The following is a 23141-nucleotide window of genomic DNA, read 5'->3' as shown; positions in this document are numbered from 1 at the left end:
CCGGTGAGCCGTGCACGCGGGTTTCGGGGCAAGTGGACGCCATCGGGGGGCGGGGCCCGCCGGATAGGGTGTTGTAGATCGAACTGACGCCCGTGTAGACGGAGTTGAGTTCGATTACAGCCACCCCTACGGGTGGGTTAGGGGCGGGATCACGCTCAGTAGTCGGGGGTGGCCGCCGTGAGCCGGGCGACGCGGTCCGCGTCGCAGGTCCGGGGGCAGGTGACGCAGGTTTCCTCGGGCCGGATCGTGTAGAAGAAGCAGCAGCCGGCCCGGTCCCGGGTCTGCAGCGCGCGGCCGTCGGGACCCGTGAGCGTACGGAACCCCGCGCCCCCGGTGTACGGGGCGGTCGAACCGGGCAGCAGCGCCTCCAGCTCGGCCATGGCCCGGCGCTCCTCGCCGAAGAGCCCGCCGACGTACCAGAGTCCCTCGACGACCTCGTCGGTCACCGTGCCCCACAGAGCGCGGCGGCCGCGCCGCATCCGCGGGCCGAAACCTTCCAGCACGGACCCGAGGTGCTGGGCCACCGCGGCCCGCACCTCACCGCGCAGCGCCTCCTCGTCGGGCACGACACGGGCCCCCGGGAGGGCGGCCGCCGGGTCGTCCGGCAGGCAGGCGAACCCCTCGACGCGCACGGACATGCGGCCGAGCGTCCGGTGGAAGGCCACCGCGCCGGCCGGGAGGTACGGCACCCGCCGGTGCAGGAACCACGGCAGCGTGATCAGCAGGCAGGCCGGCCACGCGTACCGGTGCAGCCCGAAGCCCGCGATCACGTCGGGGCGGGCCTGCGTCCCGTAGTCCCTGAGGATCTGGGCCTCGTCCCAGGCGAGGAAGGCGTCCAGGGCCGGTCCGCCGGCCGCGAGCTCGTCGGCGCCGACCCATCCCGCACCGCGAGGGACGGGGTCGTGCGCGGCCCGCTCGTCGACCCGCAGGCCGCTGTAGGCCTCGTCCAGGCGCGCGTACGCAGCCGCCACCGGAGATCCGGCCGGGACGGAGGGTGCGTGCAGGGCAGGGGTCACGGCAGTGACGGCCATGGGTGGACCACCGAATCGCACGATCGTTAGCAGGTTAGCCTTACCTTATCCGATCTCGGCCAGGCCGTATCCTCAGGTCAGGTCGAGATCCGGAGGAGGACCGAGTGCACGACACGGCCCGAGCCCGGGTACCGGCACAAAAAGCACGAAAGGTGTTGCGCCATTCGGTGCGCGGGCAGATCCTCGACGCCCTGCGCGCGGCCCTGATCGAGGGCGAGCTGGTGCCCGGGGAGATCTACTCCGGCCCCGCCCTCGGGGAGCGCTTCGGGGTCTCCGCTACCCCCGTGCGCGAGGCGATGCAGCAGCTGGCGGTCGAGGGGGCGGTGGAATGCCTGCCGAACCGCGGCTTCCGGGTCCTGGCGCGCACCCCGCGGGAGCTGGCCGACCTGGCCGAAGTCCGGGCGCTCCTCGAAGTCCCCGTCATGCTCCGGCTGGCCCGTACGGTGCCGGCGGACGCCTGGGAGGCCCTGCGCCCCGAGGCCGCCGCCACGGCGGAGGCGGCCGCGGCGGGCGACCTGCCGGGCTACGCGGAGGCGGACCGGGCCTTCCACCGGGCGGTGCTGAGGCTCGCGGGCAACGCGCAGCTGGTGCAGGTGGCCGAGGAGCTCCACCGGCGGGCGCAGTGGCCCCTGCCGGGCGCTCCGCGGATTCGACGGGCGGATCTCGTCGCCGACGCGGCGGAGCACTCGGCGCTGCTGGAAGCGCTGATCGAGCGGGACCTCCCGGTGGTCGAGTCCCTGGTCCGAGAACACTTCGCCGGCTCCTGACCGCGGGCTCCGCCCTCGGACCCGACGGCGCTCCGCGCCCGCGCCTCAAACGCCGGCGGGGCTGAACAACCCGGGGCTCCGCCCCAGACCCCGCGCCTCAAACGCCGACGGGGCTGGAATTGCGCGTCGTTCGAGGCTCGGGCGAAACGCCGCGGGGCGGGCTACGCCGCGGGCGACGGGGCCGGGGTGGGGTGGAGTTGGTCCGCCAGCCAGGTGGGGATGCCGCCCAGGAGGTGGAACAGGCGGCGGGCCTCCGCGCGCAGCCGGGTGGCCTCCGGTTCCGGCTCGGCCTCGGCCAGCGCGGCCAGCGCCGGAGCAGTGCCGATCAGGAAGCCCAGGTCCTCCCGGATGCGGAGGGACTCCGCGAAGCCCTTGCGGGCCTCGGCCACCTCGCCGTCCCGCAGGGAGAGCGCGGCCAGGTGCCGCCACGTGAACGACAGCAGCAGCGTGTCCCCGTGGGCCTCCGCGCCCGCGTGCGCCCGGTGGTACGCAGGCCGGGCCGACTGCGGGGCGTCCGCCAGGTGCTCGGCGACCAGCCCGCGCCGGAAGTCCAGCAGCGGGCGGGTCCGGGACTCCGGGGACAGCAGGGCCGCCGCCCGGCCCAGCGCGGAGCGGGCCTCGTCGGCCCGGTCGCGTACGCCCAGCACGGTGGCCGCGTAGGCCAGCTGGCCCCGTTCGCACGCGGCCGCGCCCCGGTGGTCGTCGTCCTGCGCCACCGCCTCGGCGACCCGCAGCGCGTCCTCGGCCTCGGCCCAGCCCTGGCCGGTGAACAGGCACCGCTCGACCAGCAGCGCGGTGCGCTGGACCGCGGCACCCGCATCCGCGAGGTGCGGCGTCAGCAGCGCCGCCGCGTCGGTCCAACAGCCGCGCGAGCGCAGCCGCCATATCGCCCGCTGGAGGGGGTCGTCCCCTCCGGTCGTTCCGGCACCCGACATGGCGGTATCCGCCACATTGCCCTCCCCAAAGCAACCAAGCAGCACATCGTTGAGCCCTGGGGCGAAATGAGAGCACGGATCCACGGCATCGGCCAAGGGGTCGGGTGAACTCTTTCACAAAGTCCGGACGGATCATCAGCCGTCCCGTGGCCGGACCCCTCCGGCCGCGGGACGGATCTCCTCAGCTCATGCGCAGCGCGAGGAAGAAGTCGAGCTTGTCCTCCAGCCGGGACAGGTCCCGCCCCGTCAACTGCTCGATTCGCCCGACCCGGTAGCGCAGCGTGTTGACGTGGAGGTGCAGCCGCGTCGCGCAGCGGGTCCACGAACCGTCGCAGTCCAGGAAGGCCTCCAGCGTCGGGATGAGCTCCGCGCGGTGGCGCCGGTCGTAGTCCCGCAGCGGGTCCAGCAGCCGGGCCGTGAAGGCGCGGCGCACGTCGTCCGGCACGAACGGCAGCAGCAGCACGTGCGAGGCCAGCTCGTGGTGGCCGGCCGCGCAGACCCGGCCCGGGCGCGCCGCTGCCACCCGGCGGGCGTGCCGGGCCTCCTCCAGCGCCCCGCGCAGCCCCTCGGCGGAGTGGACGGCCGCGCTGACGCCCAGCGTGAGCCGGCCGTCGTCGGCCAGACCGGCCCCCAGGGGGTCCCGTACGGCCGCGAGGAGCTCGTCGGCGTGCAGGGCGGAGTCCGGGCCCTTGTCCTCGCCGGCGTCGCCGGACAGCGAGGGCAGCGGCACGAGGGCGATGGCCTCGTCACCCGCATGGGCCACCGCGATCCGGTCCGAGGGCTCCGGCCCCGAGAGCGACGGGTCGACGAGGATCTCCTCCAGCACCGACTGGGCCACCGGGCCGCCGGGGATGTCCCCGCCCTCCCAGTCCACCCGGGCCACGACGACCTGCCAGTGCGGGGCGGCGCCCAGCCCGGGCAGCAGCACCGGGGCCGCCACCCGCAGACGGGCGGCGATCTCGGCGGGCGCGGCACCCGTCTGGACCAGTTCCAGCACTTCTTGTGCAAGGCGGCGGCGCACCGTACGGGCCGCGTCGCGCCGGTCCCGCTCCACGGCGATCAGCTGGGTCACTCCCTGGAGCAGGTCCAGGCGCTCGGCGGGCCAGTCGCCGGCGTCCGCCTCGACGGCCAGCAGCCAGTCCGACAGCACGGTCTCGCGCACGTCCCGGGCCGCCGGGCCCGCCGCGCCGCGCCCGTGTCCCCTGATCGGGAAGAGCGAGTAGGTAATACCCTGGATGGAGATCCGGTGCGGTCCCCTGCGGCCCGTCCGGACCGCCGCGAGGTGCTCGCTCGCCAGTGCTGCGCACACGCCCGGCGCCAGCGGCTCGCCCGCCCCGGCGATCTGCCGGCCCGTGGGGGACAGCACCCAGGCCCGGAGATCGAGGTCGGTGGTGAGCAGATCCAGCACCACGTCGGGGCCGCCGCCGGCCGGCCCCGACGTCATGAGACGGCGGTGGCGGTCCACGACGGCCGCGAGATCACCGGCCCGCTCGCCCGAAACCTGCCGTACGACGTACTCGGTGATGGTGGCGAATGCAACGTCCTCGTTCACGGCGAACAGCGGCAGCCGGTTGCGCACGCAGGCCGAAACGAGATCGTCGGGGATCGCGCCCAGCTCAGCCTCGCCGGCCGCGAGCCCGGCGACGCCGGCGCTCGCGAGGATTCGTACGAACGGCTCGGAGTCGGCTGAATTTCGTCTCCAGGCCAGGCCAGTGAGGACGAGTTCACCCCCCGAGAGGTACCGGCTGGGATCACGTAGGTCGGTCGTCATGACCCCGCGGACCGTCCGGTCGAGTTCTTCCTCGCCGCCGAGCAGCCGCAGCCCCAGCGCCTCGGTTTCCAGCAGTGCGCGCAGCCGCATGGTGTCGCCGCCGATCTGTCTCGAATGTTGCCGTTGGAAATCGGGCAGGTCGTCGCATCCTGCCTTTCATACGAATCTACAAGACGAGGGATGCCGTCAGCCAACTCCTTCATGGTTTCGGTGACTGCACCGGGGGGACGGGGGGCCGGTGTACTGAGTCCACACCGCGTTAACAGCACGTGAACGACCAGTCGAGGGCCGAAGGCCTCCTGGCTTGAAGTGAACGACACGATGAAGAAGAAGAGAGCCGCACATGGACTTCCTTCGCCCCGCCAGCTGGGAGGAGGCGCTCGCCGCTAAGGCCGAGTTCCCCACAGCTGTGCCGATTGCGGGTGGCACCGATGTGATGGTCGAGATCAACTTCGACCACCGTCGGCCGGAGTACCTCCTGGACCTGAACCGCATCGGTCTCCTGCGGGAGTGGGAGGTCGGCGAGGACGTGGTTCGTCTGGGCGCCTCCGTCCCGTACACCCAGATCATGGAGAACCTCCGGACGGAGCTCCCGGGTCTCGCGCTCGCCTCTCACACGGTCGCGTCCCCGCAGATCCGCAACCGCGGTGGTGTCGGCGGCAACCTCGGTTGCGCCTCGCCGGCCGGTGACTCCCACCCCGCGCTGCTCGCGGCGGGTGCCGAGGTCGAGGTGGAGTCCGTACGCGGCTCTCGCCTGATCCCGATCGACGAGTTCTACACCGGTGTGAAGCGCAACGCGCTCGCCGCCGACGAGCTCATCAGGACCGTCCACGTGAAGAAGGCGGACGGCCCCCAGCAGTACTCCAAGGTCGGCTCCCGCAACGCGATGGTCATCGCGGTCTGCGCGTTCGGCCTGGCGCTGCACCCGCAGACCCGCACGGTCCGCACCGGCATCGGTTCGGCCGCCCCGACCCCGATCCGGGCGAAGGCCGCCGAGGAGTTCCTGAACGCCGCGCTCGAAGAGGGCGGTTTCTGGGAGTCCGGCAAGGTCATCACCCCGTCGATCGCCAAGCAGTTCGGTGACCTCGCCTCCGGCGCGGCCAACCCGATCGACGACGTCCGCGGCACGGCGAAGTACCGCCGTCACGCGGTTGGCATCATGGCTCGCCGCCAGCTCGTCTGGACCTGGGAGCAGTACCGCGGTTCGAACAACGGCCGCTCGCTTGAAGGGGCTGCGTAATCATGCGCGTCAATTTCACTGTCAACGGCCGTCAGCAGGAAGCGGACGACGTGTGGGAGGGCGAGTCCCTCCTCTACGTCCTGCGCGAGCGCCTGGGCCTGCCCGGTTCGAAGAACGCCTGTGAGCAGGGCGAGTGCGGTTCCTGCACCGTCCGTCTCGACGGCGTGCCGGTCTGTTCCTGTCTCGTGGCCGCCGGCCAGGTCGAGGGTCGCGACGTCGTGACCGTCGAGGGCCTGGCGGAGTTCTCCAAGCAGCGTGACGAGCACGGCCACGGCGGCGCCTGCGGCACCGGCGGCGGCTGCGGCAGCAAGGGCGTGTCCCTGGACGCGGCCAAGCAGTGGCAGGCGCACGGGCCGGGCAGTGAGGGTCGCTCGCGGGCGGGCGACTCGCAGACCGGCGAGGGCGTGGAGCTCTCGAACATCCAGCAGGCGTTCATCGACGCCGGCGCCGTGCAGTGCGGTTTCTGCACCCCGGGTCTGCTCATCCAGGCGGACGCGCTGCTGGAGGAGAACTCCTCCCCGTCCGACCAGGACATCCGTGAGGCCCTGTCCGGCAACCTCTGCCGCTGCACGGGCTACGAGAAGATCCTCGACGCGGTCCGCCTCGCGGCCGCCCGTCAGGGAGAGGCGGTCTGACCATGGCTCAGAACACCCGCACCGCGCCCGCCGGTACGCCGACGAACGTCACCCAGAAGCACAACAAGGGCGGCATCGGAGAATCGATTCTCCGTCCGGACGGCACTCTCAAGGTCACCGGTGAGTTCGCGTACTCCTCGGACATGTGGCACGAGGACATGCTCTGGGGCCAGACCCTGCGCAGCACCGTCGCCCACGCCGAGATCGTCTCCATCGACATCTCCGAGGCGCTCGCCATGCCCGGCGTCTACTCGGTGCTGACGTACGACGACCTGCCGGCCGAGATGAAGAACTACGGCCTCGAGATCCAGGACACCCCGGTTCTCGCCAACGGCCGGGTACGCCACCACGGTGAGCCGGTCGCCCTCGTGGCCGCCGACCACCCGGAGACCGCCCGCCGCGCGGCCGCCAAGATCAAGATCGACTACCGCGAGCTGCCGCTCGTCACCGACGAGGCCTCCGCCCTCGCCCCCGACGCGCCGCTGATCCACGAGAACCGCGACGACCACCACATCGGCCACGTCCCGCACCCGAACATCGTGCACCGCCAGCCGATCATCCGCGGCAACGTGGAAGAGGCCCGCAAGCGCGCCGACGTCATCGTCGAGGGCGAGTACACCTTCGGCATGCAGGACCAGGCCTTCCTCGGCCCGGAATCCGGCCTCGCCGTGCCGTCCGAGGACGGCGGCGTCGAGCTGTACGTCGCCACCCAGTGGCTGCACTCGGACCTCCAGCAGATCGCCCCGGTCCTGGGCCTGCCGCCGGAGAAGGTCCGCATGACGCTCTCGGGCGTCGGCGGTGCCTTCGGTGGCCGCGAGGACATCTCGATGCAGATCCACGCCTGCCTCCTGGCCCTGGCCACGAACAAGCCGGTCAAGATCGTCTACAACCGCTTCGAGTCCTTCTTTGGCCACGTCCACCGCCACCCGGCGAAGCTGTACTACGAGCACGGCGCCACCAAGGACGGCAAGCTCACGCACATGAAGTGCAAGATCGTCCTGGACGGCGGCGCGTACGCGTCGGCCTCCCCGGCGGTCGTGGGCAACGCCTCCTCCCTCTCGGTGGGTCCCTACGTCCTGGAGGACGTGGACATCGAGGCGATCGCGCTCTACACGAACAACCCGCCCTGTGGCGCGATGCGCGGCTTCGGCGCCGTCCAGGCCTGCTTCGCGTACGAGGCCCAGATGGACAAGCTCGCGGCGAAGCTGGGCATGGACCCGGTCGAGTTCCGCCAGCTCAACGCCATGGAGCAGGGCACGGTCATGCCGACCGGCCAGGTCGTGGACGCCCCGGCGCCCGTCGCCGAGCTGCTGCGCCGGGTCAAGGCCCGCCCGCTGCCGCCGGAGCGCCAGTGGGAGTCCGCCGGCGAGAACGCGGACGTCCGCGCGCTGCCCGGTGGCCTCTCCAACACCACCCACGGCGAGGGCGTCGTCCGCGGCGTCGGCTACGCGGTCGGCATCAAGAACGTCGGCTTCTCCGAGGGCTTCGACGACTACTCCACCGCCCGCGTGCGCCTGGAGGTCATCAACGGCGAGCCCGTCGCGATGGTCCACACGGCCATGGCGGAGGTCGGCCAGGGCGGCATCACCGTCCACACGCAGATCGCCCGTACGGAGCTGGGTGTCACCCAGGTGACCATCCACCCGGCAGACACGCAGGTCGGCTCCGCCGGTTCCACGTCCGCCTCGCGGCAGACGTACATGACCGGTGGCGCCGTGAAGAACACCTGTGAGGCGGTCCGCGAGGCCCTGCTGGAGATCGGCCGCCGCAAGAACGGCTCGTACCACCCGGCGTGGGCCACCGCCGAGCTGCTGCTCGAAGGCGGCAAGGTCGTCACCGACGGCGGCGAGGTCCTCGCGGACATCGCCGACATCCTCGAGGACGAGGCCATCGACCTGGAGCTCGAGTTCCGGCACGCGCCGACCGAGGCCTTCGACCTGAGGACCGGCCAGGGCAACGGCCACGTCCAGTACACCTTCGCCGCGCACCGCGCGGTCGTCGAGGTGGACACCGAGCTCGGCCTCGTCAAGGTCGTCGAGCTGGCGACCGCGCAGGACGTCGGCAAGGCGCTCAACATGCTTTCCGTGGTGGGCCAGATCCAGGGTGGTACCACTCAGGGCCTCGGCGTGGCGATCATGGAAGAGATCATCGTGGACCCGAAGACCGCGAAGGTGCGCAACCCCTCCTTCACGGACTACCTGATCCCGACCATCCTCGACACCCCGACCATCCCGGTCGACGTCCTGGAGCTCGCCGACCCGAAGGCGCCGTACGGCCTCCGCGGTATGGGCGAGGCGCCGACCCTCTCGTCCACCCCGGCCGTCATCGCGGCGATCCGGCAGGCGACGGGTCTTGAGATCAACAAGACGCCGATCCGTCCGGAAGCCCTTACCGGGACCCTCTAGACCGGCGTGGTCCGGGGGCCGCGAGGCCCCCGGACCCCCTCAGACTCTCCGGGCGGTGCGAAATGGGAACGTCACACTTCACAGCGCACCGTCCGGAGTACATACGAAGCACCGCACCGCTCGCGGTCCCTTCAGCCGGCAGTACCCCTGCGAAAACCCCCATGTAGTACCAGCGGTCACCCCCGCACTACCCGCAGTACACGCAGTGCACCTTCGCGTCGCCTCGGGCCGTCACCCCGGGTCGTGCAGCCAAACGCACCATCCCAAATCCCGCAATCTCCAATCCCCAAGCGGGTGCCCCTTTGAACCTTGGGAGTTAGGCACCATGACCCAGTCGTCTGTAGAGACCAAGACCACCGCGGAGGATGCCGGCGACGGCTCCCGCAATCCCGCGGGGCGTTCTTGGCTCGACCGCTACTTTCACATCACGCACAGAGGTTCCAACGTCGGCAACGAGGTCCGTGGCGGTATCACGACCTTCATGGCCATGGCGTACATCCTCTTGCTCAACCCCCTGCTCCTCTCGGGCAAGGACGTTGCCGGCACCGTGATGGACGGATCGGCGATCATCACCGCCACCGCCTTCGCCGCGGCCGTCACCACGCTCCTCATGGGCTTCGTCGGCAAGGTGCCGCTGGCCCTCGCCGCCGGCCTCTCCGTGTCCGGCGTGCTCGCCTCGCAGGTCGCCCCGCAGATGACCTGGCCGCAGGCCATGGGCATGTGCGTGGTGTACGGCGTCGTGATCTGTCTCCTGGTCGTCACCGGCCTCCGCGAGATGATCATGAACGCGATCCCCCTCGCGCTCAAGCACGCCATCACCATGGGCATCGGCCTCTTCGTGGCCCTCATCGGCTTCTTCAAGGCCGGTTTCGTCGGCAAGGGTCCGGAGTTCGGTCCCCCCGTCCAGCTCGGCGCCGTCGGTGAGCTGTCCGGCTGGCCCGTCCTGCTCTTCTGCATCACCCTGATCGCCATCTTCATGCTCCAGGCCCGCAAGGTGCCCGGCGCCATCCTGATCGGCATCGTCGGTGGCACCGTCCTGGCCGCGATCCTCAACGCCGTCGTCGACATCGACCCGAAGGCCTGGAAGAACGGTCCGCCGGAGCTCGACGGCTCCGCGATCTCGATGCCGAACTTCTCGCTCTTCGGTGACGTCTCCTTCGGCGGCTGGGGCGACGTCGGCTACATGACGATCGGCATGATCGTCTTCACCCTGGTGCTCGCCGGCTTCTTCGACGCCATGGCCACCATCATCGGTGTCGGCACCGAGGCCAAGCTGGCCGACGACAAGGGCCGCATGCCCGGTCTGTCCAAGGCCCTCTTCATCGACGGCGCCGGTGGCGCCATCGGTGGCATCGCGGGCGGCTCCGGCCAGACCGTGTTCGTCGAGTCCGCGACCGGCGTCGGCGAGGGTGCCCGCACGGGTCTCGCCTCCGTGGTCACCGGCCTGTTCTTCGCCGCCTGCCTCTTCTTCACCCCGATCACGCAGATCGTCCCGGGTGAGGTCGCCTCCGCGGCCCTGGTCGTCATCGGCGCGATGATGATGCAGAACGCCCGCCACGTGGACTGGGCCGACAGCGCGACCTCGATCCCGGTCTTCCTGACCGTCGTGATCATGCCGTTCACCTACTCGATCACCGCCGGTGTCGCCGCGGGCGTCATCTCCTACGTCGCCATCAAGGTCGCTCAGGGCAAGGCTCGTGAGATCGGCGGCTTCATGTGGGCGCTGACCGGGATCTTCCTGGTCTTCTTCGCGCTCAACCCGATCGAGAGCTGGCTCGGGGTCGGCTGACCCGGACCGGGCTGATCCGGACCGGGCTGATCCGTACGAAGTACCGCACGCTCCACGTATCCGATACTGGAACCGAACCTCTCCGAGGAGGCCCCCATGCTGGACATCGCCGACGAACTGAACCGGTGGGTCGAGCAGGGACGTGACTTCGCCGTCGCCACGGTCGTGGCGGTCGGCGGGAGCGCACCCCGCCAGCCCGGGGCCGCGCTCGCCGTCGACAGCGAGGGCACGGCCATCGGTTCCGTCTCCGGCGGATGCGTGGAGGGTGCGGTGTACGAGCTGTGCCGACAGGCCCTGGAGGACGGCGAGAGCGTCCGGGAGAGCTTCGGCTACAGCGACGACGATGCCTTCGCCGTGGGTCTGACCTGCGGCGGGATCATCGACATCCTCGTCACCCCGGTCCCCGTGGGCTCTCCCGTACGGGAGGTGTTCGCGGCCGGCCTGGCCGCCGCGGCCCGCGGTGAGGCCGCAGCCGTGGCCCGGATCGCCGAGGGTCCGGCCGAGCTCATGGGCCGCGCCGTCCTCGTCCGTACGGACGGCGCCCACGAGGGCGGCTTCGGGGGACACCCCGAGCTGGACCGCACCATCGCCGAAGAGGCCCGCGCCATGCTCGACGCCGGCAAGACCGGCGTGCTGGAGATGGGCGCCGACGGCAGGCTCTGCGGAGAGCCGCTGAAGGTGCTCGTCGAGTCCAGCGTCCCGCCCCCGCGGATGATCGTCTTCGGTGCCATCGACTTCGCCTCCGCCCTGGTGCGGATCGGCAAGTTCCTCGGCTACCGCGTGACGGTGTGCGACGCGCGGCCCGTCTTCGCGACGAAGACCCGCTTCCCCGAGGCGGACGAGATCGTCGTCGACTGGCCGCACCGCTATCTGGAGAGCACGGAAGTGGACGGCCGGACCGTCCTGTGCGTGCTCACCCACGACGCCAAGTTCGACGTCCCGCTCCTCGAACTGGCCCTCAGGCTCCCCGTCGCCTACGTCGGAGCCATGGGCTCCCGGCGCACCCACGAGGACCGCAACAAGCGGCTCCGCGACGTCGGTGTCACCGAGCTCGAACTGGCCCGGCTGCGCTCCCCGATCGGCCTGGACCTCGGCGCCCGCTCCCCGGAGGAGACCGCGCTGTCCATCGCCGCCGAGATCGTCGCGAACCGCCGCGGCGGCAGCGGCGCGGCCCTCACCGGAGCGCACATCCCGATCCACCCGGACGTCGCGAACACGGTGATCAGCAGGATCGGTTCCGTCGCTTGAAGGGGTGAGTGACGGCCGAAGGTGAGAAAAGGGCGCCACCCGTAGGGGTTGCGCCCTTGTGGCGTTCCCCCTATCTTACCGGCCGGTAATAGGGGGTGCCCTCACCGGAAGCGCCCTCTCCATCCCTTTTCCACACCGGAGTTGAGCGGATGTTGCGTACCGTGCGAACCCTGGGTGTGCTGGCGGCGGCCACCCTCCTCACCGCCTTCACGTCGGCACCGGCCCCCGCTGCCCCGGCCGCTGCCCCCGCGGTTCCCGCGGCCGGCCTGCGCGAGGTGCTCTTCGTCGGGAACAACTGGGAGGGGACCGCCGACGTCCTCGCCTCCACCGGCGACCTCGCCAAGGTCGGCCGGATCGACGTGATCCCCGACAAGGCGGAGCGCCTCCGCGAGATCCACCTCAACCCCGTGAAACTCGCCTTCTTCCTCGGCATCCGGGAGAGCGCGGGCGAGGGCCACGACCAGTTCGTCGACGACATGTTCACCACCCCGGACGGCTCCGCGGTCGTCGTCTCCCGCCCCAGCTTCGCCGACGTCGTCTCCGTCGACGTGACCTCGGGACGGATCAACTGGCGCTTCCCCGTCTCCGGTTACCGCTCCGACCACATGGCGCTCTCCCCGGACGGCACCCGCATCGCCGTCTCGGCCTCCACCTCCAACACCGTGCACGTCCTGGACATCGCCACCGGACGCCAGGTCGGCTCCTTCGGCACCGGCGACAAGCCGCACGAGAACACCTTCACCCGCGACGGCCGCTTCCTGTGGAACAGCTCGATCGGCGAGGTGAACACCGCACTCGACGCGCCCTGGCTGGACTGGACGAAGGGCGACCGGAAGATCACCGTCGTCGACGCGCAGACCTTCCGGACCGTCCGGGTGATCGACATGCGGGAGCGGCTGGACGCCTTCGGCCGCCGCGACTTGTCCGACGCCGTGCGCCCCGTGTCCTTCAGCCCCGACGAGTCCAAGCTCTACTTCCAGGTGTCGTTCTTCAACGGCTTCCTGGAGTACGACGTGGCCTCCGACCGGATCACTCGCCTGAAGACCCTCCCCGAGAACCCCGCCACCAGCACCGACCGCACCACGTGGGTCAACGACTCCCGCCACCACGGCATGTCCATGAGCCCCGACGGGGCCAAGCTGTGCATCGCGGGCACCATGGACGACTACGCCACCGTCGTGGACCGCGCCACCCTCACCGAGGGGCCGCTCGTGCCCGCGGTCAAGCCGTACTGGGCCACGGTCGACGGCGACGGGACGGCCTGCGTGATCTCCGAGAGCGGCGCCGACCGGGTCACGGCCATCGACTTCGCCACCGGCGCCAAACGGGTCTCGGTCCCCGTCGGCGACCACCCCCAGCGCGTCCGGATCGGCCACGTGCCGGCCGCCTGGACCGGCCCCGCCGGCCGCTAGTGCTGTGGCCGCACTAGGTCCTGTCGCGGGACAACGGCCCGACGGAGCCTGCCCGGAGGCTCAGCCCACGGTCACGGTCGGCTCGTGCCGGACGGGGAAGTTCACCGAGTTGGCGATGAAGCAGGCCCGGTGGGCCTCCTCGTGCAGTTCGATCGCCGCGGCCACCATCGACTCCTCGCTGACGGTGATCCGCGGGTGCACCACGGCCTCCGTGAACCGCCCGCTGTCCCCGGCGGTGGCCATCGTCCCGGTCGCCTCGTCGACGTACGAGGTGACCACCACGCCGTTGACCGTACAGAAGTGCAGGTACGAGAGCATGTGGCACTGGGACAGCGCCGCGAGCAGCAGCTGTTCGGGGTTCCAGCGGGAGGCGTCGCCGCGGAAGGTCGGGTCGGAGCTGCCGAGGATCACCGGCAGCTCTCCGGCGGCCACCTCGTGCGCCCGCGAGTAGGCACGGTAGTGGCTGGTGCCGGTGCCGAGGTTTCCGGTCCAGGTGACGCGGGTGGCGTAGGAGTGCAGTCGGGCCATGGCGGCTACTCCCTCTCTCGGGTACGGGACTGGCTCTCTCGGGTACGGGACTGGGCGGCGCGGGTGTCCGGGACGTGGAAGCGGCGGTGCCGGGTGGTGCCGGGTGGTGCCGGGCCGCCGACGTGGATCGTACGGCCCTCGCGACGGCCGCGCCCGCTTCCTCCGCGAGGCGATCGGCGCCGCCGTCGGCGTCCGACGCGCGCACCACGGGCGGGCTCAGGGCCGCCACTCCTCCCGGAGCATCCCGAACAGCACCTCGTCGTACCGCTCACCCGCCAGCAATACGGCGGCCCGCCGCCGCCCCTCCTCCCGGAAGCCGAGCCGGGTGAACGCCCGGACCGCCCGCTCGTTCCCGCTCCAGGTGTCGAGCTGGAGCCGGGTGAGCGGGAAGGTGCCGAAGAGGTGGTCGACCAGCAGCCGCGTCGCCTCGGAGCCGTGTCCCCGGCCCCAGAACTCCCGCTCGCCGATGGTGATCCCGAGCGTGGCCGAGCCGGCCCAGGGATCCAGGTCCCGGTAGTCGGCCATGCCGATCACCCGACGGTCCGGCAAGGTCTCCACCGTGAACACCGCCGACTCCCGGGGCGAGAGCATCAGCATCCGCTCGAAGGACATCGTCAGCGCCTCCCGTGTGACCGGGCCGAAGCACGGGTCTCCGGCGGTCGCCCAACGGACCACCTCGGGGTCGTTGCGCCAGCGCAGGTGGTGTTCGGCGTCCTCCGCGCGCAGTGCGCGCAGTGCGACGAGCTCTCCCTCGATCAAGCCGTGATCCTCTCCTCGTGACGGCCGACGGCACACCGTACCCCCAGATGATCACGGCGGCGACGGATTTTCGGAGCCGGAGAGGTGCCACACCTCGCGGCCGGCCGCCGGAACGGCTGAAACCCGTGACCTCCGGCCCTTATGGGGTGACCAGTCCGCGATGACCGATTAGTCTCGCGATCATGGTGGACATCCACGACGTACCCGAGGACGACATCGACCGCGCTCTGGAACTCGCGTACCTCGTCTTCCACGACCGGCCCGAGAAGGAGGCCCGCGCCCGACACCACGCGCTGCTGGTGCGGTGCCTGCGGATCGGCGCCTACGACGGGGACGCCCTCGTCGGCTTCATGGCCGCCCACGACTTCCGGCTCTCGGTACCCGGGGCGGACCTGCCCTGCCCGGGGCTCACCTTCGTCTGCGTCGCCCCCACCCACCGCCGCCGCGGCGTGCTCACCGGGCTGATGACCGAGATGCTGGAGCGCGCCGCGGCCACCGGCAGCCCGCTCGCCGCCCTGTGGGCCTCCGAGGCCGCCATCTACGGCCGCTTCGGCTACGGCGGCGCGACCACCGGCGTCACCATCGAGATCGACTCCACCCGGCCGCTGGCCCTGCGCATCGACCCGGACCGGCGCCCGCTGCGGCTCGTCGACCCGGAGGAGGCGCTCGCCGTGATCGGGCCCTTCCACGAGTCCGCCCGCGCACGGCGCGCCGGCCGCCCCACCCGCAGCGCGGCGCGCTGGCGCGAGGAGTGGCTGACCGAACAGGACGAGCAGGACGAGGAACTGAGCCCGCCGCGGATCATCGTCCTCGGGGAGCCGGGCGAGCCGATCGCCGGCTACGTGCTCTACCGCACGAAGCCAGAGGACGACGGCGGGCCCTCCCGCGCACCCCAGGGCCTGGTCCGGGTCGAGGAACTGGAGGCCGACACCCCGGCCGTCGCCGCCGCCCTGTGGGAGTGCCTGGCCGCCCTCGACCTCACCGGCCGGGTCCGCGCGTGGGGCCGCCCGGCCGACGACCCGCTGCTGCACTTCGCCGCCGACCGGGACCAGGTACGGGTCACCGCCCAGTACCCGGCGCTCTGGCTGCGCCTGGTCGACGTACGCGCGGCGCTGACCGCGCGGTCGTGGGCCGCGCCGGTGGACGTGGTGCTGGAGGTGCACGACGTACGGCTGCCCGGCAACACCGGGCGGTTCCGGCTCGACGCGGGGCCGGGCCGGGCGGCGTACGAGCCCGCGGACGACGCCGCCGACCTGGCCCTGGACGTACGCGAGCTGGCCGCCTGCTACCTGGGCGGGACGCGGGTCGCCGAGCTGGTGGCGGCCGGGCTGGTACGGGAGCACACACCGGGCGCGGCCGCGGCGCTGGACGCGGCCCTGCGCACGCCCGTACTGCCGCACACGGGCGACGAGTTCTGAGGGCGGGCGGCACGGGCCGGACCGCGTCGGGGGCGGGCGAGCGGACCGCCCCCGCCGCGGGCCGGGGGTCAAGCCGGCGGGTCAGGCCGGCGGGTCAGGCCGGCGGGCCAGGTCGGCGGGTCAGGCCGGCGGGTCAGGTCGGCAGGTCAGGCCGGCGGGTCAGGCCGGCAGGGAGATCCGGGCCGCCGACATGCCGAAGCCGGAGCTCCAGACGCCGGTGGCCGGGCCCGAGCCGATCCGGTGCAGATCCTCCTCGCGGTAACGGCGGCACTTCCGGTGCCAGTTGAGGATTCCGGAGAGCCAGTCCCGGAGCTCGCCGACGTACGCGTCGAGTCCGGCGCGGGCTTCGGCGCACAGCTTCCAGTCGTCGTAGAGCAGCGGCAGCTGGTTCGCGACGATGTGCTCGAACTCCTCCGTGCGCTGCGTCATCAGCGAGTGGCAGATGTGCAGGGCCTCCGGGTAGCCGATGTCGAAGAAGTTCCGGGTGACCAGGACGTGGTTGTGGACCTCGCCCTCGAACTCCACCTCCTTCTGGTAGGAGAAGATGTCGTTCATCAGGCACGCCGTGTCGGCCGCCGCGTTCTCCAGGGACCGGATGGTCCCGGAGGCGTAGATCTCCTCGGGGATGCCGCGGCCCGCCTGGCCGAGCCGGCACAGGTACATGGTGAGGTTCGAGCCGAAGGTGTGCCGGCGCATCTCGGCGTAGTCCACCGGGTCCGGGATGCGGTTCTGGACCTGGTTGTCCATCTCCCACACCCAACTCTCCAGCATGCTGACGAGGGTCGCCCGGAACTCGGCGCGGACGCCCCGGCTCATGCCCCGGCTCGTACGGACCCACAGGTCGGCGAGCGCGCGCTCCATCGCCGTGAGCGGCTGCGGCTGTTCGGCGTGGTCGACCGGGATCATCGCGATCAGCCGCGCGGTCGTCGCCTTGGCGGCCGCGAGGTTCTTGGTCTGGCCGAAGGCCACCGGGTAGTAGTCGTCCCCGTACGTCCCCCAGGTCAGCCAGCAGGCGTTGAGGAGCAGTGCGTCGGGCGTGGCGTCCGGGTCAATGCCGGCCGAGCAGAGCGCGAAGTCGTAACCGCGCAGCTTCTGTTCGGTCCAGATGGCGGATCCGGGGTCGCCGGGGTGGGCCTGGAGCAGGCCCATGCGCCGGGCCCAGTCGACCGATCCCTCGCGCGCGTGGTCCAGGTGCGGGCTGAGGGAGAGCGTGAACGGCATGTAGACGTCCGGGATCACGGAGGGTCCGGTGCGCTCGAAGGGGGCGTGGGTGAAGGAGCGGCGGCGCAGGTCCGCCGAGCGTTGCGTGAAGACGGACTTCACGTCGAGCGCGGTGGTGCCGAGCCCGGACGGCAGGAACGGCAGGGTGAGCGGGGCGGTGGCCTTGGCCTCCTTGTTCATGTAGCGGCTGGAGACCATGTGCCACTCGTGGCCGCCGGACTGCCAGTCCTGCAGGCCCTTGGCGTAGGCGAGGACGGCCGCGATCTCCGCGGGGTCCATCGCGTGGTCGGCGAAGAGCTGCGGGAGTTCGGCGAGCGCGGTCTGCTCGAACTGGTGCAGGCGGGAGGTGAGCAGGTCGTTGGAGACCTCGGCGGCCTCCTGGGTGGTGCAGCCGAGGAAGGTCTCCAACACCAGGACTGCATTGGACAGTTCACCCTCGTCAGCGACCTCGCGCTGGTAGGAGAAGAGGTCGTTGCGGATGTGCACGGCGTCGGAGAAGGCGTCGCGCAGGACGCCGAGCGCGCGCGAGTGCGCGACGCGCGCCGGGACTTCGGCGGCGACGTATTCGACCAGGCCGGCCGACCATGGAGCGCCGCCCACCTTGCGGCGCATCTCGATGTATTCGAGGGGGTTCGCCACCCGCCCGATGTCGATGTTGGCGAGCTCCCACATCGACTCGTCGAGGAGGTTCTTCGTGGACAAGGAGAACCGTTCCCGCCAGTCCTTGGACATCGCGGGGACGGTCCGCGCCCAGAGGTCCGCGAGGCCCGCCTCGACCGGGTTGGTCGGCGGGGGGAAGCCGGCGGCCAGGTCCATCGGCATGAAGGCGGCCAGCCGGTCGAGGTACTCCTTGGCGCCGGCCCGGTCCTGCGAGCGCTTGAACGTCTCCAGGAAGTGGTCGTCGAAGAAAAACACCCACACGTACCAGTCGGTGACCAGGGACAACGCCTCGGCGTCGCAGTCGGGGTGGGTGTACGAGCAGAGCAGCGCGTAGTCGTGCGAGTCGAGATCGCTCTCCTCCCAGACGCCGGAACCCTCCAGCATCCCGAGGTCGCGCGCCCACCGCTTGGTGTGGACCCTCGCGGCCTCCAGGTGGGGGTTCAGTCGCGCCGGATAAGGCACGTAGAAATCCGGCAGTTGAAACGGCTGCGTCACGACGGGATGGGCCTTTCGTCCAAGGGTGCGGGGGCTGGTCGTCCCGGGCCTCCGCACGAGATCAGCAGTGCCCTACCCGTGGTGCCCCTGGGATAAGGGAGTTTTCACCGCTTCAGGTGACACCCCCACCATTCCCCACCTCACCGACCTGCCGGGGGCTACGCGCAAGGTCGGTGCGCCTGGCCTGCGACGCGGCCGGGTGATTTCGCTGCGAACGCCTGGGTGAACGTCGTCGAGCGTGGGCGGTGGGGGTGTCGGAGCTTGGGGGGAATGTCTGGTTCGGTTAGGTTTGCCACGGTATTTGGTTTCGGCGTTCCGGGAGGGACACTCGTGGCTATTGATCTGGACAAGGTGCTCGACAAGGCGTGGGCCGACAAGCCGCTCGCCGAGGTGCTCGCGGCTCCCGTGGCCGCGCTCAAGGGCGTCAGCGACAAGGACGGCGAGCTGCTGCACGAGGCGTTCGGGGTCAAGACCGTCGCCGACTTCGGGCAGCTGAAGTACGTGCGGTGGGCGCAGGCGCTCGTCGCGCTGAACCAGACCGTCAAGGTGTAGCCGGGCAGTCGCGCCATGCGAGAGGCCGTCCTCTCCAACCCTTCCGGGGTGGAGAGGACGGCCTCTTTCGTGTCCTACTCGCCTTCGCCCTCGAGGTTGCCCTCGGTGTCCAGGTAGACCTGGCGGAGGGCTTCGAGGATCCGGGCGTCCGGCTTCTCCCACATGCCGCGGGACTCGGCTTCGAGGAGGCGCTCCGCGATGCCGTGCAGGGCCCAGGGGTTGGCCTCCTCCAGGAAGGCGCGGTTGGTCGGGTCCAGGACGTACGTCTCGGTGAGCTTGTCGTACATCCAGTCCGCGACCACGCCCGTCGTGGCGTCGTAGCCGAACAGGTAGTCGACCGTCGCGGCGAGCTCGAAGGCGCCCTTGTAGCCGTGGCGGCGCATCGCCTCGATCCACTTGGGGTTGACGACGCGGGCGCGGAAGACCCGGCTGGTCTCCTCGACCAGCGTGCGGGTCTTCACGGTCTCGGGACGCGTGGAGTCGCCGATGTACGCCTCCGGGGCCGTGCCGCGCAGGGCGCGGACGGTGGCCACCATGCCGCCGTGGTACTGGAAGTAGTCGTCCGAGTCCGCGATGTCGTGCTCGCGCGTGTCCGTGTTCTTGGCGGCGACCGTGATGCGCTTGTAGGCCGTCTCCATCTCGTCGCGCGCCGGACGGCCCTCCAGGCCGCGGCCGTAGGCGTAACCGCCCCACACCGTGTAGACCTCCGCGAGGTCGGCGTCCGTACGCCAGTCGCGGGAGTCGATCAGCTGGAGGATGCCGGCTCCGTACGTACCCGGGCGCGAGCCGAAGATACGGGTCGTGGCCTTGCGCTCGTCGCCGTGGACGGCGAGGTCCGCCTGGGCGTGGGCGCGGATGAAGTTCGACTCCGCCGGCTCCTCCAGGGAGGCCGCGAGCCGGACCGCGTCGTCCAGCAGGCCGATCACGTGCGGGAACGCGTCGCGGAAGAAGCCCGAGATGCGCAGGGTCACGTCGATGCGGGGCCGGCCGAGCTCGTCGAGCGGGATCGGCTCCAGGCCCGTGACGCGGCGCGAGGCCTCGTCCCAGACCGGGCGGACGCCGAGGAGGGACAGGGCCTCCGCCACGTCGTCGCCCGAGGTGCGCATCGCGCTCGTGCCCCAGAGGGACAGGCCGACGGAGGCGGGCCACTCGCCGTTGTCCGTGCGGTAGCGGGTCAGGAGGGACTCGGCCAGGGCCTGGCCCGTCTCCCACGCGAGACGGGAGGGGACGGCCTTCGGGTCGACCGAGTAGAAATTGCGGCCCGTCGGCAGGACGTTGACCAGGCCGCGGAGCGGGGAGCCCGAGGGGCCCGCCGGGATGAAGCGGCCGTCGAGGGCCGCGACGACGTGCGCGATCTCGTCCGTCGTGCCGGCCAGGCGGGGGACCACCTCGCGGGCCGCGAAGGACAGGACCGCCGCGACCTCCGGCGACTGGTCCGCGGCGACCGAGGACACGGCGTCGAGGGACCAGTGCGCGTCCTCCATCGCCTGGACCAGGGCGCGGGCCTGCGCCTCGACGGCGTCCGCCGAGGTACGGGTGGCCTTGGACTCGTCGAGGCCGAGCGCCTCGCGCAGGCCCGGGAGGGCCGTCGTACCGCCCCAGATCTGCCGGGCGCGCAGGATGGCGAGGACCAGGTTGACCCGGGCCTCACCGGTCGGGGCGCCGCCGAGCACGTGCAGGCCGTCGCGGATCTGGGCGTCCTTGACCTCGCACAGCCAGCCGTCGACGTGCAGCAGGAAGTCGTCGAAGCCGTCGTCGTCCGGGCGCTCTTCGAGGCCCAGGTCGTGGTGGAGCTTCGCCGCCTGGATCAGGGTCCAGATCTGGGCGCGGATGGCCGGCAGCTTCGCCGGGTCCATCGCGGAGATCTGGGCGTACTCGTCGAGGTGCTGTTCGAGGCGGGCGATGTCGCCGTAGGACTCGGCCCGGGCCATCGGCGGGACGAGGTGGTCGACCAGGGTCGCGTGCACGCGGCGCTTGGCCTGGGTGCCCTCGCCCGGGTCGTTGACCAGGAAGGGGTAGATGAGGGGGAGGTCGCCGAGCGCGGCGTCCGGCGCGCAGGCCGCGGACAGGCCGGCGTTCTTGCCCGGCAGCCACTCCAGGTTGCCGTGCTTGCCCAGGTGGATCATCGCGTCGGCGCCGAAGCCGCCGTCCTCCGCGCGCGCCTGGATCCAGCGGTACGCGGCCAGGTAGTGGTGCGAGGGCGGCAGGTCCGGGTCGTGGTAGATCGCGATCGGGTTCTCGCCGAAGCCGCGCGGCGGCTGGATGAGGATGAGGAGGTTCCCGCGGCGCAGAGCCGCCAGGACGATGTCGCCCTCGGGGTTCGCCGAGCGGTCCACGAACATGTTGCCCGGGGCCTCGCCCCAGTGCCGCTCGACGCTCTCGCGGAGCTCGGCCGGGAGCTCGGCGAACCAGCGCTGGTAGTCGGCGGCCGGGATGCGGACCGGGTTGCGGGCCAGCTGCTCCTCGGTCAGCCAGTCCTGGTCGTGGCCGCCGGCCTCGATCAGGGCGCGGATCAGCTCGTCGCCGTCGCCGGACACCAGACCGGGGATGTCCTGGGTGGGGCCGAAGTCGTAGCCGCCGGCGATCAGCGTGCGCAGCAGCTCGACGGCGCTGGCGGGGGTGTCGAGCCCGACCGCGTTGCCGATGCGGGAGTGCTTGGTGGGGTACGCGGACAGGACCAGCGCGACCTTCTTGTCGCGGCGGTCGATGTGGCGCAGACGGGCGTGGCGTACGGCGATCCCCGCGACCCGGGCGGCCCGCTCGGGGTCGGCCACGTAGGCGGGCAGGCCGTCCTCGTCGAGCTCCTTGAAGGAGAACGGGACGGTGATCAGGCGGCCGTCGAACTCCGGCACGGCGACCTGGGTGGCGGCGTCGAGGGGGGACAGGCCCTCGTCGTTCTCCTCCCAGGCGCTGCGCGAACCGGTCAGGCACAGGGCCTGGAGGATCGGCACGCCGAGCGCGGCGAGGGCGCCGGCGTCCCAGGACTCGTCGTCACCGCCGGCGCCGGCGGTCGCGGGACGGGTGCCGCCGGCCGCGAGGACGGTGGTGATGATCGCGTCCACGGACTCCAGGGCCTGGAGGAGCTCCGGCTCGGGGGTGCGCAGGGAGGAGACGTAGAGGGGGAGGGGCTGGGCGCCCTTCGCCTCGATGGCCTCGCAGAGGGTGTGGACGAAGGCGGTGTTGCCGCTCATCTGGTGGGCGCGGTAATAGAGCACGGCGACCTTGGGGGCGGCGGTGGCGGTGCCGCTGGCGGTGCCGGTGCCGGTGCCGCTGCCACTGGCGGTGCTGGTGGCGGTGGTCTGCTGTGCGTCGCGCTCCGGGGGGCCCCAGGTGGGGGCGGCGGCGGGCGGATCGAAGCCGTGGCCGGTGAGCAGGACCGTGTCGGAGAGGAACCGGGCCAGCTGGTCGAGGTTGGCGGGGCCGCCGTGCGCGAGGTAGCCGTGGGCCTCGGCCGCGATGCCGATCGGGACCGTGGAGGCCTCCATCAGCTGGGCGTCCGGGGCCTGTTCGCCGGTCAGGACCACGACAGGGCGGGTCTGGCCGGGGGCGAGGAGCAGGTCGAGGCCGTCCTGCCAGGCGCGGAGGCCGCCGAGGAGGCGTACGACGACCAGGTCGACCCCGTCGAGGAGGCCGGGGAGGTCGTCGAGGGGAAGGCGGGAGGGGTTGGCGAACCGGTACGGGACGAGGCCGTCCGCCGTGTTCGCCGCGCGGGCGCTGAGCAGATCGGTGTCGGACGTCGACAGCAGCAGGATCATGCGGCGGCAGGCCTTCCTCGGGGTTTCCGCGCCCCGGGCAGTGAGGACAGCGGGAGTTCCTGACTTGCCCGGCGGTGTGGCTCTGCCGGGTTCACAGTGGCGGGACCGCGCCGGAATCGCACCGGGCTTCCTCCCATGTCGCCGTCCTCGGCGACGGCGGGCCGTGTGGTCCGCCGGAAGGTCATCTTAGGGGTGGGTGGCGCGGGGTGCTCCGCTGGGCTCGGCGGGGGCGCGTGCCGGGTGGTGTGCGGCGCCGTTGCGGGGGCTCTGCCCCCGGGCCCCCGCGCCTCAAACGCCGGCGGGGCTGGATGTGGTGGGGCCTTGGGTGGACTGGCTGGGGCCGGGGCCGGGCCGGGGTGGCTGGGTGGGTGCGGCGCCGTTGCCGGGGCTCTGCCCCGGGCCGCGCGCCTCAAACGCCGGCGGGGCTGGATTGGCGGGCCTGGGTCGATTGGCCCGCCGGCCGGGATGGATGGGCGGAGTTTGGGTGGAGTGGGTGGTGTGCGGCGCCGTTGCGGGGGCT

16 protein-coding genes and 1 riboswitch are annotated in these 23141 nt (G+C 71.7%); of the genes, 9 read left to right on the top strand and 7 right to left on the bottom strand.

What is annotated here, in order from left to right:
• Positions 1 to 155: 155 nt before the first annotated feature.
• Positions 156 to 1031 carry a (2Fe-2S)-binding protein gene (locus IF88_RS0122965; protein ID WP_051837382.1) on the bottom strand — a complete coding sequence of 292 codons (876 nt, stop codon included), beginning with the start codon at positions 1029 to 1031 and terminating at the stop codon, positions 156 to 158.
• A gap of 47 nt (positions 1032 to 1078) precedes the next feature.
• Between IF88_RS0122965 and IF88_RS0122960 the strand changes: the two genes are divergently transcribed.
• Entirely contained in the window at positions 1079 to 1798 is a 720-nt protein-coding gene (locus IF88_RS0122960) for a GntR family transcriptional regulator (RefSeq protein ID WP_051837380.1), read from the top strand.
• Positions 1799 to 1959: 161 nt separating this feature from the next.
• On the opposite strand, the gene IF88_RS0122955 is transcribed toward IF88_RS0122960, so the two are convergent.
• On the bottom strand, positions 1960 to 2733 hold the full coding sequence (locus tag IF88_RS0122955; RefSeq protein ID WP_199808117.1) for a hypothetical protein: 774 nt from the start codon (positions 2731 to 2733) through the stop codon (positions 1960 to 1962).
• A gap of 181 nt (positions 2734 to 2914) precedes the next feature.
• Positions 2915 to 4594 carry a PucR family transcriptional regulator gene (locus IF88_RS0122950; protein WP_030715581.1) on the bottom strand — a complete coding sequence of 560 codons (1680 nt, stop codon included), beginning with the start codon at positions 4592 to 4594 and terminating at the stop codon, positions 2915 to 2917.
• Positions 4595 to 4847: 253 nt separating this feature from the next.
• On the opposite strand from IF88_RS0122950, the gene IF88_RS0122945 reads away from it, so the two are divergent.
• The 6 genes from IF88_RS0122945 to IF88_RS0122920 all read left to right on the top strand — a co-directional run bounded on the left by IF88_RS0122945 (position 4848) and on the right by IF88_RS0122920 (position 13233).
• On the top strand, positions 4848 to 5744 hold the full coding sequence (locus tag IF88_RS0122945) for an FAD binding domain-containing protein (RefSeq protein WP_030715578.1): 897 nt from the start codon (positions 4848 to 4850) through the stop codon (positions 5742 to 5744).
• A gap of 2 nt (positions 5745 to 5746) precedes the next feature.
• Positions 5747 to 6379: a (2Fe-2S)-binding protein gene (locus tag IF88_RS0122940; protein ID WP_030715576.1), complete on the top strand. Its 633-nt coding sequence runs from the start codon at positions 5747 to 5749 to the stop codon at positions 6377 to 6379.
• Positions 6380 to 6381: 2 nt separating this feature from the next.
• On the top strand, positions 6382 to 8784 hold the full coding sequence (gene pucD / locus IF88_RS0122935) for a xanthine dehydrogenase subunit D (protein WP_030715572.1): 2403 nt from the start codon (positions 6382 to 6384) through the stop codon (positions 8782 to 8784).
• A gap of 325 nt (positions 8785 to 9109) precedes the next feature.
• Positions 9110 to 10573, top strand: coding sequence for an NCS2 family permease (locus IF88_RS0122930; RefSeq protein ID WP_030715569.1), 1464 nt, complete (start codon positions 9110 to 9112; stop codon positions 10571 to 10573).
• Positions 10574 to 10669: 96 nt separating this feature from the next.
• Positions 10670 to 11821, top strand: a complete 1152-nt coding sequence (locus tag IF88_RS0122925) for an XdhC family protein (protein ID WP_030715562.1) — start codon at positions 10670 to 10672, stop codon at positions 11819 to 11821.
• A 149-nt stretch (positions 11822 to 11970) separates the two neighbouring features.
• The gene (locus IF88_RS0122920) at positions 11971 to 13233 is read left to right on the top strand and encodes a YncE family protein (protein ID WP_030715560.1); all 1263 of its coding nucleotides are present in this window, start codon (positions 11971 to 11973) and stop codon (positions 13231 to 13233) included.
• Positions 13234 to 13293: 60 nt separating this feature from the next.
• Here the strand turns inward: IF88_RS0122920 and IF88_RS0122915 are convergent, their stop codons facing one another.
• On the bottom strand, positions 13294 to 13761 hold the full coding sequence (locus tag IF88_RS0122915; RefSeq protein ID WP_030715559.1) for an OsmC family protein: 468 nt from the start codon (positions 13759 to 13761) through the stop codon (positions 13294 to 13296).
• 216 nt (positions 13762 to 13977) lie between these two features.
• Positions 13978 to 14520, bottom strand: a complete 543-nt coding sequence (locus IF88_RS0122910) for a GNAT family N-acetyltransferase (RefSeq protein WP_030715556.1) — start codon at positions 14518 to 14520, stop codon at positions 13978 to 13980.
• A 182-nt stretch (positions 14521 to 14702) separates the two neighbouring features.
• Between IF88_RS0122910 and IF88_RS0122905 the strand changes: the two genes are divergently transcribed.
• On the top strand, positions 14703 to 15938 hold the full coding sequence (locus IF88_RS0122905; RefSeq protein WP_030715553.1) for a GNAT family N-acetyltransferase: 1236 nt from the start codon (positions 14703 to 14705) through the stop codon (positions 15936 to 15938).
• Positions 15939 to 16097: 159 nt separating this feature from the next.
• On the opposite strand, the gene IF88_RS0122900 is transcribed toward IF88_RS0122905, so the two are convergent.
• Positions 16098 to 18314 (bottom strand): terpene synthase family protein, encoded by a 2217-nt coding sequence (locus IF88_RS0122900; protein WP_030715544.1) that lies wholly within the window; start codon positions 18312 to 18314, stop codon positions 16098 to 16100.
• Positions 18315 to 18584: 270 nt separating this feature from the next.
• Between IF88_RS0122900 and IF88_RS0122895 the strand changes: the two genes are divergently transcribed.
• A complete protein-coding gene (locus IF88_RS0122895) occupies positions 18585 to 18866 on the top strand; it encodes a hypothetical protein (RefSeq protein ID WP_051837378.1) in 282 nt (93 codons plus the stop codon).
• A 74-nt stretch (positions 18867 to 18940) separates the two neighbouring features.
• On the opposite strand, the gene cobN is transcribed toward IF88_RS0122895, so the two are convergent.
• Positions 18941 to 22621 (bottom strand): cobaltochelatase subunit CobN, encoded by a 3681-nt coding sequence (gene cobN, locus IF88_RS0122890; protein ID WP_030715539.1) that lies wholly within the window; start codon positions 22619 to 22621, stop codon positions 18941 to 18943.
• A gap of 53 nt (positions 22622 to 22674) precedes the next feature.
• Positions 22675 to 22754, bottom strand: a riboswitch (cobalamin riboswitch).
• Between the last annotated feature and the right edge of the window lie 387 nt (positions 22755 to 23141).

The organism is Streptomyces sp. NRRL F-2580 (assembly GCF_000720115.1).
Classification (GTDB): Bacteria; Actinomycetota; Actinomycetes; order Streptomycetales; family Streptomycetaceae; genus Streptomyces.
Note: the sequence above shows the minus strand (reverse complement) of the source record. Positions and strands in the feature narration are given on the sequence as shown.

Coding starts and splice junctions, on each gene's coding strand:
- IF88_RS0122965 (WP_051837382.1), bottom strand. CDS start 1,031: ATGGCCGTCACTGCCGTGACCCCTGCCCTGCACGCACCCTCCGTCCCG.
- IF88_RS0122930 (WP_030715569.1), top strand. CDS start 9,110: ATGACCCAGTCGTCTGTAGAGACCAAGACCACCGCGGAGGATGCCGGC.
- IF88_RS0122920 (WP_030715560.1), top strand. CDS start 11,971: ATGTTGCGTACCGTGCGAACCCTGGGTGTGCTGGCGGCGGCCACCCTC.
- IF88_RS0122940 (WP_030715576.1), top strand. CDS start 5,747: ATGCGCGTCAATTTCACTGTCAACGGCCGTCAGCAGGAAGCGGACGAC.
- IF88_RS0122945 (WP_030715578.1), top strand. CDS start 4,848: ATGGACTTCCTTCGCCCCGCCAGCTGGGAGGAGGCGCTCGCCGCTAAG.
- IF88_RS0122950 (WP_030715581.1), bottom strand. CDS start 4,594: ATGCGGCTGCGCGCACTGCTGGAAACCGAGGCGCTGGGGCTGCGGCTG.
- IF88_RS0122895 (WP_051837378.1), top strand. CDS start 18,585: ATGTCTGGTTCGGTTAGGTTTGCCACGGTATTTGGTTTCGGCGTTCCG.
- IF88_RS0122905 (WP_030715553.1), top strand. CDS start 14,703: ATGGTGGACATCCACGACGTACCCGAGGACGACATCGACCGCGCTCTG.
- IF88_RS0122925 (WP_030715562.1), top strand. CDS start 10,670: ATGCTGGACATCGCCGACGAACTGAACCGGTGGGTCGAGCAGGGACGT.
- cobN (WP_030715539.1), bottom strand. CDS start 22,621: ATGATCCTGCTGCTGTCGACGTCCGACACCGATCTGCTCAGCGCCCGC.
- IF88_RS0122955 (WP_199808117.1), bottom strand. CDS start 2,733: ATGTCGGGTGCCGGAACGACCGGAGGGGACGACCCCCTCCAGCGGGCG.
- pucD (WP_030715572.1), top strand. CDS start 6,382: ATGGCTCAGAACACCCGCACCGCGCCCGCCGGTACGCCGACGAACGTC.
- IF88_RS0122915 (WP_030715559.1), bottom strand. CDS start 13,761: ATGGCCCGACTGCACTCCTACGCCACCCGCGTCACCTGGACCGGAAAC.